This is a genomic window from Pseudomonas sp. TNT2022 ID642 (assembly GCF_028656995.1).
Lineage (GTDB): Bacteria > Pseudomonadota > Gammaproteobacteria > Pseudomonadales > Pseudomonadaceae > Aquipseudomonas.
Genome location: NZ_JAMDGW010000010.1, coordinates 45,169 through 56,276, shown reverse-complemented (window position 1 = coordinate 56,276; position 11,108 = coordinate 45,169). Strand labels below are relative to the sequence as shown.

The following is an 11,108-nucleotide window of genomic DNA, read 5'->3' as shown; positions in this document are numbered from 1 at the left end:
GATCAAGATCAAGAGCAGGCGAGCTGACACTCGGCCTATTGAGTGGTGAAGAGCGGGGGGGTTCGGCTTTTGATGTGTTTCAGAATCTGAGTTCAACTCGGTATTTCACGTCGGTGTAACTCGTCCAAACGCCTCAGATCAGTCCCCTCTCCCTCTGGGAGAGGGCTAGGGTGAGGGGCTTTTGATCTTATTCAGAATCTGAGTTCGAGTCGGTATTTCACGTCGGTGTAGCTCATCCAAACACCTCGATCAGTACCCTCTCCCACCGGGAGAGGGTTAGGGTGAGGGGCTTTTGATCTGTTTCGGAATCTGAGTTCAACTCGGTATCGCACGTCGGCGTAGCTCGCCAAAACACCTCGGTCAGTCCCCTCTCCCTACGGGCGGTCCGACGTTTCGGGAGGGCTAGGGTGAGGGGCTTTTCAGTATGTGAATTCAACTCGGTATTGCATGTCGGCGTGCGTCCTCCGTCGGTTCCTGCACGTGACGGAAAGGCAGACGCACGATTAATCCGATGACTGAAAGCCTGACCTGCCTGTTAGATAGGGTAAGTCAGCTCTTGGAGAAAAAAGTATCCGTTACCGGTGAGTTCACGCGTTTCATCACCGTGGACTGCCTTGGCGGAAAGTTGCAAGTTATCGAGGGAGTATAAATACAGGCCGCTATTGAGTTGACTTACAGTAATGCCGGAAGAGGATGTCAACTCATAGTCATAAGGATGAATACCTCGTTCGGTCACGACATATTCATAGTAGTCAGCGATTGAAGGATCCAGCAGCTTGCGAAGCGAGATGCTGAGTGATCGTCGGCTCGATGAACTGTGATTATCTTCGAAAGAAAAATTGTAACCGCCCAGCTCGTTGACAGACGCAGAAACGTTGGTCGTCAGGAAACTGGTCAAATTGACTGGCGTACCGCCAATGGTGCCTTTTACATCAACGTTAAGAATACCGTTTACCCAAACTGCTGGGGATGCCTTTGGATGGGTCATGGGGGGCTTCCTGTGACTGATTTAGTTGGAGAAGGAAGTCTGAGATAGAGGTTAAAAACGGGGAACTGTCATATCTGACAGGTTTTTATACTTGTTCGCGATGAACCTTCTTGATTGAGGTTATATAGAAGGCGCAGTGCTGATCATGTGTGGGGCAGGCTTGCTCGCGAAAGCGCTGTGTCAGTTACTCCAACTGCCGAATGCGCTGACGCCTTCGCGAGCAGGCTCGCTCCCACAGAGGGTTAGCTGTGTGGTGGAGATTGAGATATTTCGTGGTTATCCAGCACGCGGTTCACGGCCAGTTCGGCGAGCATGATGATTTGCTGGATCGCCAGGATCGTGCGTCGCTGCGGCAGGTCGATGTAGGCGGCGATGTCGCTGGTCATCAGGCTGGCTTGCGCCAGGGATTCACAGGCGTGGACCAGCAGGCTTTCGCTGTCCTGTTCGGGGGCGACCTGGAACATGGTGCTGGGTTTGTGGAAGCGCAGGGTTAAGGCGTTGGGTTTGAGGTAGTGGTCGAGGGCGCGTTCGGCGGCTTCGTGGAATTTCTTGGAATCGGGGGATTCGTAGGGCGAGGTGTCGTCGGTTTCGGGGGGATTGGGTGTCGGCTTTTTCATGGTGACGCTCCGAATGATAAGTGGGGCTGTCACTCTCAATCACCGCGACGCGACAGAGGGTGGCAGCTGTACGCGGGTTCGCGGACCGAGCCATTCGGCAATCTCGGCATACCCGAAGGTATCCCGCGCACAGCCACCATCAAACCAAACTAAAAGCACCTGAGCGCTCCAGTTTGGGCCGGCGATTATGCATCAAATCGAATGAACTGCTCGGGCCGCGACGCCCGTTCGCTGAAATTGCAGCGACCCCCAGAGCCTATCCAGCCGATTTCCGAGGCACAACCGACGCGACTTGTCGGAAAACTCCGCGCCACTTTCAGCGTCTGTAGGACGAGCACCTTTCCCACAGATCAACACCTTTCAACCTGTGGGAGCTAGCCTGCTAGCGATGGGGTCCTTTCGGTAAACAGAGATGTTGAATGTCAGGCCGCAATCGCCAGCACGCTCCCACAGGTTGTCTCTGATGATTCTGAAAATGGCGTGGAAAAAAAGGCGATGGCTCTCGAGGGTTATCTTCAATCTGACGCATCACTCATAGATCAAACTCATTGCGGTTTATTTCGAACCGGTCTTGAGCCCCTGTAATTTCTGACAGTAGACATATTTGGCGGTCACCCCGAGATTAACCAGGCGCCCTTGGGCGTCAGAATGCTGCATGCCAATCTATCGACTTCAAGGAATCAAACCGTGAGTTATACAGATTCGAAGTACAAGGATTACATCATTCGCGAATATTTCTCCGACACTCCGGGACTGCATTTTCGGGTGATCTATAGCGCAACAGATGAGAGTTTGTTGCTTGAGACCCGCAAACAGGCCGAGCAATTGATCAATGATCGATTGCAGCGGATGAAAAGTGGAGGGAAAGCTTTTTGAGTCAACCGGGCTAACGTTCGTCTGTGTAGGAGCAGCCTGCCGCAGCTCCTGCACAAGGTGGGTTGTCAGGTTTGTGCGGGAATTTCGTGGTTATCCAGCACGCGGTTCACGGCCAGTTCGGCGAGCATGATGATTTGCTGGATCGCCAGGATCGTGCGCCGCTGCGGCAGGTCGATGTAGGCTGCGATGTCGCTGGTCATCAGGCTGGCTTGCGCCAGGGATTCACAGGCGTGGACCAGCAGGCTTTCGCTGTCCTGTTCGGGGGCGACCTGGAACATGGTGCTGGGTTTGTGGAAGCGCAGGGTTAAGGCGTTGGGTTTGAGGTAGTGGTCGAGGGCACGTTCGGCGGCTTCGTGGAATTTCTTGGAATCGGGGGATTCGTAGGGCGAGGTGTCGTTGGTTTCCGGGGGATTGGGTGTTGGTTTTTTCATGATGAATACTCAGTTGGTGAAAGTGGAGCTGCCTTCGATTGCCGCGACGCAATCTGAGGTGGCAGCTGTACGCGGGTTCGCGGACCGATAACTGAGAAATCGGCATACCTCCAAGGACGGTATCCCGCGCACAGCCGCCATGACACAAACAACGGGCACCGAGGTGCCGTCAGGTTGGCGATTATGCATCAGTTATCGGGCCGCGACGCCCCATCGCTGAATTTGCAGCGACCCCCAGAGCCTATCCAGCCGATTTCCGAGGCACAACCGACGCGACTTGTCGGAAAACTCCGCGCCACTTTCAACGTCTGTAGGACGAGTACCTTTCCCACAGATCAACGCATTTCAACCTGTAGGAGCTGCCGAAGGCTGCGATCTTTTGATCTGGCTTTTAAAAAACGAAGTCAAAAGATCGCAGCCTTCGGCAGCTCCTACATGGGTGTTTGGCGTGCACAAAAAAGGCGATGCCCCTTGCGGGACATCGCCTTTATTTTTACCGCCGCTTAAAACTTATTCCGGCAGTTTGTACGCAATCACGTAGTCACCCATCTTGGTGCCCAGCGAGCCGTGACCGCCGACAACCAGCAGCACGTATTGCTTGCCGTCCTTGCCGGTGTAGGTCATCGGGGTCGCTTGGCCACCTGCCGGCAGACGCGATTTCCACAGCTCTTTACCGCTGTTCACGTCGTACGCGCGCAGGTACTGGTCGAGGGTGCCGCTGAGGAAGCCGACGCCGCCAGCGGTGACCATCGAGCCACCCATGCTAGGCACGCCCAAGGTGAAGCCGATCGGGATTGGCGAGCTGTCGCGGCTGGTGCCGTTTTTGCGTTTCCACACGACTTTGCCGGTGGTCAGGTCGATACCGGCAACGTAGCCCCAGGCCGGGGCCTGGCACGGTACGCCGAATGGCGACATGAACGGGTGCATGATCACCGCGTATGGCGCGCCGGTGTTCGGTTGCACGCCAGCGGTTTCGCTTTCGCGTTTGCTGCCGGCGGCGACTTGCTCGCGTGGCACCATTTTCGAAACGAAGGCCATGTAGTTCGGGCTGGTGAACAGCATTTGGCGAACCGGGTCGACCGAGACGCCGCCCCAGTTGAACACGCCGACGTTACCCGGGTAGATCAGGCTGCCCTGTTCCGACGGCGGGGTGTACTGGCCTTCGTAACGCAGTTCTTTGAACTGGATGCGGCACAGCATCTGGTCGAACGGGCTCGCGCCCCACATGGCTTTTTCGGTCAGTTCCGGGGCCAGCAGGTTGAGGTCCGAACGGGCCTGGGTCGGTGCGGTGTGGTCGCCTTTCACGGCGCCTTGCGGGACCGGGATTTCCTTGATCGGAATGATCGGCGTGCCGTCACGACGGTCGAGGACGTACAGGCTGCCCTGTTTGGTCGGAGCGATCAGCGCCGGTTTCACGCCGTCGGCGGTTTTCATGTCGAGCAGGGTTGGCTGGCTGCCAACGTCCATGTCCCACAGGTCGTGGTGAGTGAACTGGTAGTTCCAGCGCACTTTACCGGTGGCCAGGTCCAGGGCTACAACGCCGGCGCTGAATTTCTCGGCGCCCGGAGTGCGATCAGCGCCCCACTGGTCTGGAGTCTGGTTGCCCAGTGGCAGGTAAACCATGCCGAGTTTTTCGTCGACACTGGCCAGCGACCACATGTTCGCCGAGTTGCGGCTGTAGGTTTCGCCCGGTGCCAATGGCTCGGTGGCGTCTGGCTTGTCGCTGTCCCAGTTCCATACGAGGTGGCCGTCGCGCACGTCGAAGGCGCGAATCACGCCCGATGGCTCGTTGGTCGATTCGTTGTCGGTCACGTGACCGCCCATGATCACCAGATCACGGGTAATCGCCGCTGGCGAGGTGGAGTAGTAACCACCGGCGGTGAACGGGCCGATACCTTGGGTCAGGTCAACCACGCCTTTGTTGCCGAAGCCTTCGCAGATTTTGCCGGTGTCGGCGTTCAGTGCGATCAGGCGAGCATCAGCGGTTGGCAGGTACAGACGACGCGGGCAGGCCTGAGCAACGGCTTTGCCGGCTTCGGAAATCACCGCCGAGGCAGCGTTTTCAGTTTTCGCGTACGCGGCTTCGTCGTAGTACGACACGCCACGGCAGGTCATGTGCGCAAAGCCTTTGAAACCGACCGGGCTCTTGATCTGCGGGTCGAAGCGCCACAGTTCTTTACCAGTGTCCGGATCCAGGGCCAACACTTTGCTGTGCGCGGTGCAGGCGTAGATCATGCCGTTGGCTTTGAGCGGAGTGTTTTCGTTGGTCAGCTCGACCGGATCATCCGCCGTCGGCAGGTCGCCGGTCTGGATGCGCCAGGCTTCTTGCAGCTTGCCGACGTTGGCCGGGGTGATCTGCTTCAGCGGCGAGTAACGGTCACCGAACTCGGTGCGGCCATAGGCCTGCCAGTCGCCATCGGGCATGGCTGGCGCGGTGCTGGTGGTGTCCGCGGTGTCGCGGCCCAGTTCGCCGAAGGTTTCGCCCGGGTGGGTGAACAGGCTGGCCAGAGCGGTGACGCCGGCCAGCACCACAGCGACGGTCAGACCGCCAGTGCCCATCGGCGCCGGGCCGTTAAGCAGCAGCGGACGACGGAACCACGGCAGCAACATCACGAAGCCGAGGACAAACCACAGGGCCAGACGTGGCACCAGTTGCCACCAGTCCAGACCGACTTCCCACAGCGCCCAAACGGTGCTGGCGAACAGAACGATGGCGTACAGACCCAGCGCCGCGCGACGGCGCATCAGCATCAGAATGCCGCTCAGCGCGATGCCGATACCGGCCAGCAGGTAGTACAGCGAGCCGCCGAGCATGCTCAGCTTGACCCCACCGGCCAACATGGCCAGGCCCATCAGTAGAAGCAGAATGCCGAGCAGGCTCGGTAGCAAACGGCCCCGACTCGAAGCACTTTCGGTGCTCATAGTGTGATTCTCCGTGACGTTTTATTTAGTCCCGCGCTGTAGTCACTTTAGATGACGATTTGGCACAGGCATGGTTCAGATAAAAACTTGTCTAGCTAACGAATTTTCCTGTGGGAGCGAGCCTGCTCGCGAAAGCGGTGTGTCAGACGACTTCTCTGGTGAAGTTGAAATTGCTTTCGCGAGCAGGCTCGCTCCCACATTGGGTCTCAGTGGTTCTTTAGAACGAGGACTGGATCTTGATCCCGCCGATCAGGGCGTCGTCGACGTCGTTCACGCCACCGGGGTGGCGGATGTATTGCAGGTTCGGGCGCACGGTCAGCCAGTTGGTCACGTGCACGCCGTAATACAGCTCGGCGCTGTATTCGGTGTCTTGCGGGGGCAGGAACGACGGATCGTCGTAGTCGTAAACGGCGTTGGCACGGTTGCTCGCTTCGGCGTTTTTGCGGAACGCCGGGTTGACGTGCACGCGGGCGAGGGCGAAACCGATGTCATCCTTGGCGCGCGCGTCGAACGGGCCTTTGTAAGTGATGCCGGCCTGCACGTAGTTGTCGATCGCGTTGGTTTTCTTGTCGTGCATCGTGCCGTTGGCGAACACGCTCAGGCCGCGCGAGTTGTCGCTGGCGACGCTGGTGATCTGCTGCTGAATACCCAGCCACACGCCGTGTTTGCTTGAGGCGCTGCGATAGGCTTCACCGCTCAGCGCTGCCGGCTGGCCTTGGCTGTCTTTATAGACGTCGCTGGCCTTGGCGTTGCTGTAGTAATAACCGGCACGGTATTCGCCCGGCAGGCCGTTGAGCTTCGGTGTCCACACCAGTTCGACCGGCAGAATCGCGCCCTGGGTGCCGCTGCCGCTGAGTTTGAAACCGTTGCCGCGATCGAGGTTCGACGGGTTCTGCTCGTAGGCGCCGACCTGTGCATACAGCTCTGGGGTCAGGTGATATTTGACGCGCAGCGCCCATTGGCTGACCGGCCAGTTGTACCAGATGCCGCCGACCCAGTTGCCGACCTGCGAGCCGCAGAACGCGAGGTTCTGGAAGTCGCACGGGAAGCTGTTGAAGTCTTCGCCTTCGCCGAAACGGCCGACCTTGATGTCGAGTTTCTGATCGAAGAATTTCTGCTGGTACCACATCTGCGTCAGGCGTGTGGTCTGGCCACGGCCCCAGACTTCCTGGGCCGAGGTGAAACCACCGACGCGCGGATCGTTGATGCGGTCGTTGCTGATGTTGTTGCCGCTGCGTTTGGTGATGGTCAGTTGAAACTCGGCGTCGTCCCAGCCGAGGATCTTTTGCAGGTCCAGGTGTGTGCCCAGGCCGAACTGATCGCTGTAACGCGCGGTGCGGTCATGGTCGTAGCCACCGTGCAGGTTGCTGCCCATTTCACCGGTGTAATCGAGTTTGAAGTCGTAGCCTTTTTCCGAGAGTTCTGTACGCGTGCCGTTCCAGTCACCGAGCATGTACGGTGATTCACTGTCGAACGCGGGCGCCGCTTGGGCGCAAGTGGCGAGGCCCAGGGCGGTGCAGCCGCCAAGGGTGCGCAGGGCTGAGATAGCGCTGTCTCGGGAGAAGGAAAAATCGGGCATGGCTAAGTCTTTTTTGGTGTTTTCGGGGGTGCGGGCTGAGTGCTTCAATAAGTCGCAGGCAGTGAAGCGATTCAGCGGAAGGGCGGCAGGATAATGATCTGTTACAAAAAGACAAAGGCCTTTTGTGAACATGCAGCGTTTCGGATTCGGTAACAGTGCGGCAAACGGGCGCATTGTGGGCCGCTTCACAGCCTGCGATCTTTTCAGGTTGGCCTACATTTGAAGGTAGGCCTTCCACCCGAACACCCCCTCGGCTAAGGTGCGCGGCTTCTGCATTTTCACTTCGCCCAAAGGCCTGGCATGAACGAACAAACCCCCGATCCGCTGCACGGCGTGACCCTTGAACAGATCCTCAACGCGCTGGTGAGCCATTACGAATGGTCGGGGCTGGCCGAGCGCATCGATATTCGCTGTTTCAAGAGCGACCCGAGCATCAAGTCGAGCCTGACGTTTCTGCGCAAAACCCCTTGGGCGCGGGAGAAGGTCGAGCGTCTGTACGTGAAGCTGATGCGCACCAAGCGACCGCTCTGACATGGACGCCGGTTGTTGGCGTCGTCGTCTGATCACCTGCGCAGCCGTACTGGGCTGGGCAGGGTTGGGCATTCAGCTGTACCTGATTTTCTTCGCGCGATTGAGTGTCGGCGCCAGCCTGTTGGGCGGGCTGGTGAGCTTTTTCAGTTACTTCACGATATTGACCAATACACTGGTGGCGACGGTGCTGACCTGCGCCGTGACCGCTCGCGAATCCGCTGCGCGCCGCTGGTTTTTGCAGCCATGGGTGAGTAGCGGGATTGCCGTGAGCATTGCTGTGGTCGGGCTTGCTTACAGCCTTTTGCTGCGGCATTTGTGGCACCCGCAAGGCTGGCAATTTATCGCTGACGAGTTGCTGCACGACGTGATGCCGTTGCTGTTTCTGGGGTATTGGTGGTTGTGCGTCGCGAAAGGCACTTTGCGCCTGTGGCATCTGCCGGTGTGGCTGATTTATCCGCTGGTGTATTTCATCTACGCGCTACTGCGCGGGCATTTGCTCGGCGCGTATGCGTATCCGTTCATTGATGTGGCGGTGTTGGGTTATCCACAGGTGCTGCTCAATGCCGGGGGGATTTTGGTGGGGTTTGTGGTGATTGGGTTGTTGGTCATTGGCTTGGACCGATTACGGCGATGAAAATCAAAAGATCGCAGCCTTCGGCAGCTCCTACAGGTGTACGCATTCCAATGTAGGAGCTGCCGAAGGCTGCGATCTTTTGATCGGGGGATTTACTCCTCTTCGGAGGTGCCTTCGGCGCGCCAGTAGCCGACCGCTTTGATCAGTTGCTCATCGAGCCCGTGCTCATCAATCAGCACCCGGCGAATCTGTCGCGAAACTTTCGTTTCGGTCGCGACCCACGCATACAGATTGCCCGTGGGCACCTGCAATTGCTTCACCGTCGCCAGCAAATTGTCCTTGCTACCCTCGCGCAACACCCAGATCACATTGACCTGCGCCGCGCTTTCCAGCACTTGCTGCTCGGCGCCGTTTTCCACCTCAATCACCACCAGCGCCTTGCGATTGGCCGCCAGACCTTCGAGACGGCGGGCGATGGCGGGCAGGGCGGTTTCATCGCCGATCAGCAGGTAGCTGTCGAAGATGTCCGGCACGATCATCGAGCCGCGCGGGCCGCCGATGTGCAGGAACTGCCCCGGTGTGGCTTGCTCGGCCCAGGTCGACGCAGGGCCGTCACCGTGCAAAACGAAATCGATGTCCAGCTCCAGCGCGTCGAGGTCATAGCGACGCGGTGTGTAGTCGCGCATTTCCGGTTTCGGCCCATCGTCCTTGCCGGCGCCGAGCACCATGGTCTCCAGCGCTGCGGCCTGCTCGGCGTTCTGCGGGAACAACAGTTTGACGTGATCGTCCGTGCCCAGGCTGGTAAACCCGGCCAGTTCCGGCCCGCCGAGGGTGATGCGGCGCATGCGCGGCGTCAGGTCGACCACGCGCAGGACTTCCAGCTTGCGGCGTTTGATTTCGTGCATCACGCGGTGAATGGTTTGGGTATCGACTGCAGTCATTCGGCTTTCTCCGGGGCAGGTTGAACGGCGGGGCCGTCGACGATGGCTTTGGCGGTGTCGTTGAGCAGGTCACGCACGCGCAGGATTTCTTCGGCGCTCCAGCGGCCATGGTGCATTTGCAGGGCATGGCGCAGGTTGTGTACGGCTTCGTGGATTTCCGGCGGACGATCATGCCCGCGCAACGAACGTTTGCTGACATCGATGCGCATGCGCACGCCATCGAGTGCTACGGCTTGTTCGCTTAAAGACAAACGGCCGGCTTCGGTGACGCTATAGCGTTTTTTGCCGCCTTCGGCATCGCCGGTGATCAGTTCGCTCTCTTCGAGAAAGGTCAGCGTCGGGTAAATCACGCCGGGGCTGGGGCTGTACGCGCCGTCGAACATGCCTTCGATCTGGCGGATCAGGTCATAGCCGTGGCACGGCTGTTCGGCGACCAGCGCCAGCAACAGCAATTTCAGATCACCGGGTGCAAACACCCGTGGGCCACGGCCGCCGCGTTCGCGTCCGGGGCGCCTCTCAAAGCCGTCACGGCCGTCGCCGTGTTCGCGGTGGGGGGAATGATGGTCTCTCATTTCGTCTTCTCTCGTCGTGTTTAGATACAACTTAAGATATATCTTATGGCGGGTGCAAGACGTTTTTCTCCGCACCGCGACCTCGACTGACGAGCGGTGCTCGCGCCGCGAATGCAAGCGACGTTTTTTCCGGCGAATTTCACGCGGGATAACTTGAAAGTTAAAGTCATCACTCTATTTGCGCTAGAGTATATATTCTAGATTCAACTAAGTTACCGTGCTGTCGGGGCGAAGTTGCTGTATGGTTTTTTAACTTAAACTGTCTGTAGGGGATAACTTACAGTTACCGTTTCGAATATCGTTTTTTTGTTCTTTTTTCTCGCGGGTCATGGGGTTGATTAACTACGAAGTTGTCGGAAGTTGCCTGCTTACATTCCAGAGGTAACAGTCGATGATGCCCCGGCATTGAAAGTTCAAGTTTGACCTGGCTCAACTCGGGCAGCGACTCGGGCAGTGTTTGTCTTGAACTTTCAATGTTCATCCCCCTACCAAGAAAACAGGTACATAACGATGTTCAAGAAATTCGCAATCGCCGCTCCACTGGCTCTTCTGGCACTGGGTTCCACTGGCGCATTCGCCGCTGGTGAAGCGTCGCACTCGATCAGCCTTGTCGCGCATGTGCCGACCAACGGTTTCTATGTTGTGCCGACTGATCCGGACCTGGTCAACAAGGACCAGGACATGAGCTATCAGCCGACCACCGGCAAGATGCGCGACGTCAATGGTTTCTTCGATGTGCGTAACAACAACGGTTCGGTACATGCCAGCCTCGAAAGCCAGCCGAAACTGATCGCCGGCAATACCTCCATTGACCTGCGCGTGCTGCTTAACAACAAGGAGTTGACCTTGACTCCGCAACTGGTGGTGGGTGAGTCGGAGTCCGACGTCAACTACCGTGCGCCGCTGAACATCAGCGCCGTAGGCAGCAACTTCCAGCCGGGTGATTACACCGGCTCCGTGGCAATGATCTTTGATGCCGTGCCACCAGTTGGTGGCAACTGATCGCATTGATCGGGCACTAAGCGTGCACTTTTACAAGTGGCGCTAACCGACGGGGCAGACAGCTGTGCTTGCCCC

The 11,108-nt window shown here is 58.1% G+C and carries 11 protein-coding genes; 4 read left to right on the top strand and 7 right to left on the bottom strand.

Features of this window, described 5'->3' with window-relative positions:
• Positions 1 to 535: 535 nt before the first annotated feature.
• Positions 536 to 988: a hypothetical protein gene (locus M5G26_RS11435; protein ID WP_273915349.1), complete on the bottom strand. Its 453-nt coding sequence runs from the start codon at positions 986 to 988 to the stop codon at positions 536 to 538.
• A 242-nt stretch (positions 989 to 1,230) separates the two neighbouring features.
• Positions 1,231 to 1,605 carry a DUF6124 family protein gene (locus tag M5G26_RS11430; protein ID WP_127929640.1) on the bottom strand — a complete coding sequence of 125 codons (375 nt, stop codon included), beginning with the start codon at positions 1,603 to 1,605 and terminating at the stop codon, positions 1,231 to 1,233.
• Between the two features lie 687 nt (positions 1,606 to 2,292).
• Here M5G26_RS11430 and M5G26_RS11425 point away from each other — a divergent pair.
• Positions 2,293 to 2,481, top strand: a complete 189-nt coding sequence (locus M5G26_RS11425) for a hypothetical protein (protein WP_150693206.1) — start codon at positions 2,293 to 2,295, stop codon at positions 2,479 to 2,481.
• Between the two features lie 65 nt (positions 2,482 to 2,546).
• On the opposite strand, the gene M5G26_RS11420 is transcribed toward M5G26_RS11425, so the two are convergent.
• The 3 genes from M5G26_RS11420 to M5G26_RS11410 all read right to left on the bottom strand — a co-directional run bounded on the left by M5G26_RS11420 (position 2,547) and on the right by M5G26_RS11410 (position 7,413).
• A complete protein-coding gene (locus tag M5G26_RS11420; RefSeq protein WP_137219352.1) occupies positions 2,547 to 2,912 on the bottom strand; it encodes a DUF6124 family protein in 366 nt (121 codons plus the stop codon).
• A 510-nt stretch (positions 2,913 to 3,422) separates the two neighbouring features.
• The gene (locus M5G26_RS11415; protein ID WP_273915348.1) at positions 3,423 to 5,834 is read right to left on the bottom strand and encodes a glucose/quinate/shikimate family membrane-bound PQQ-dependent dehydrogenase; all 2,412 of its coding nucleotides are present in this window, start codon (positions 5,832 to 5,834) and stop codon (positions 3,423 to 3,425) included.
• A gap of 217 nt (positions 5,835 to 6,051) precedes the next feature.
• Positions 6,052 to 7,413: a carbohydrate porin gene (locus tag M5G26_RS11410; RefSeq protein ID WP_273915347.1), complete on the bottom strand. Its 1,362-nt coding sequence runs from the start codon at positions 7,411 to 7,413 to the stop codon at positions 6,052 to 6,054.
• A 300-nt stretch (positions 7,414 to 7,713) separates the two neighbouring features.
• Here M5G26_RS11410 and M5G26_RS11405 point away from each other — a divergent pair, with 300 nt between their 5' ends.
• Complete coding sequence (locus M5G26_RS11405) at positions 7,714 to 7,944, top strand: VF530 family DNA-binding protein (RefSeq protein ID WP_007916799.1); 231 nt, start codon at positions 7,714 to 7,716, stop codon at positions 7,942 to 7,944.
• A 1-nt stretch (position 7,945) separates the two neighbouring features.
• Positions 7,946 to 8,578: a Pr6Pr family membrane protein gene (locus M5G26_RS11400; protein WP_273915346.1), complete on the top strand. Its 633-nt coding sequence runs from the start codon at positions 7,946 to 7,948 to the stop codon at positions 8,576 to 8,578.
• A gap of 92 nt (positions 8,579 to 8,670) precedes the next feature.
• On the opposite strand, the gene M5G26_RS11395 is transcribed toward M5G26_RS11400, so the two are convergent.
• Positions 8,671 to 9,459 (bottom strand): siderophore-interacting protein, encoded by a 789-nt coding sequence (locus tag M5G26_RS11395; protein ID WP_134177601.1) that lies wholly within the window; start codon positions 9,457 to 9,459, stop codon positions 8,671 to 8,673.
• Positions 9,456 to 10,031: a PadR family transcriptional regulator gene (locus tag M5G26_RS11390; RefSeq protein WP_273915345.1), complete on the bottom strand. Its 576-nt coding sequence runs from the start codon at positions 10,029 to 10,031 to the stop codon at positions 9,456 to 9,458. Before M5G26_RS11390 ends, M5G26_RS11395 begins: the two co-directional genes overlap by 4 nt.
• Positions 10,032 to 10,541: 510 nt before the next feature.
• On the opposite strand from M5G26_RS11390, the gene M5G26_RS11385 reads away from it, so the two are divergent.
• Positions 10,542 to 11,033 carry a CS1 type fimbrial major subunit gene (locus tag M5G26_RS11385; RefSeq protein WP_134177600.1) on the top strand — a complete coding sequence of 164 codons (492 nt, stop codon included), beginning with the start codon at positions 10,542 to 10,544 and terminating at the stop codon, positions 11,031 to 11,033.
• Positions 11,034 to 11,108: the final 75 nt, after the last annotated feature.

Bases quoted from the DNA above. Each gene is read 5' to 3' on its own strand.
- M5G26_RS11435 (WP_273915349.1), bottom strand. From the start codon at position 988: ATGACCCATCCAAAGGCATCCCCAGCAGTTTGGGTAAACGGTATTCTT.
- M5G26_RS11430 (WP_127929640.1), bottom strand. From the start codon at position 1,605: ATGAAAAAGCCGACACCCAATCCCCCCGAAACCGACGACACCTCGCCC.
- M5G26_RS11420 (WP_137219352.1), bottom strand. From the start codon at position 2,912: ATGAAAAAACCAACACCCAATCCCCCGGAAACCAACGACACCTCGCCC.
- M5G26_RS11415 (WP_273915348.1), bottom strand. From the start codon at position 5,834: ATGAGCACCGAAAGTGCTTCGAGTCGGGGCCGTTTGCTACCGAGCCTG.
- M5G26_RS11410 (WP_273915347.1), bottom strand. From the start codon at position 7,413: ATGCCCGATTTTTCCTTCTCCCGAGACAGCGCTATCTCAGCCCTGCGC.
- M5G26_RS11405 (WP_007916799.1), top strand. From the start codon at position 7,714: ATGAACGAACAAACCCCCGATCCGCTGCACGGCGTGACCCTTGAACAG.
- M5G26_RS11400 (WP_273915346.1), top strand. From the start codon at position 7,946: ATGGACGCCGGTTGTTGGCGTCGTCGTCTGATCACCTGCGCAGCCGTA.
- M5G26_RS11395 (WP_134177601.1), bottom strand. From the start codon at position 9,459: ATGACTGCAGTCGATACCCAAACCATTCACCGCGTGATGCACGAAATC.
- M5G26_RS11390 (WP_273915345.1), bottom strand. From the start codon at position 10,031: ATGAGAGACCATCATTCCCCCCACCGCGAACACGGCGACGGCCGTGAC.
- M5G26_RS11385 (WP_134177600.1), top strand. From the start codon at position 10,542: ATGTTCAAGAAATTCGCAATCGCCGCTCCACTGGCTCTTCTGGCACTG.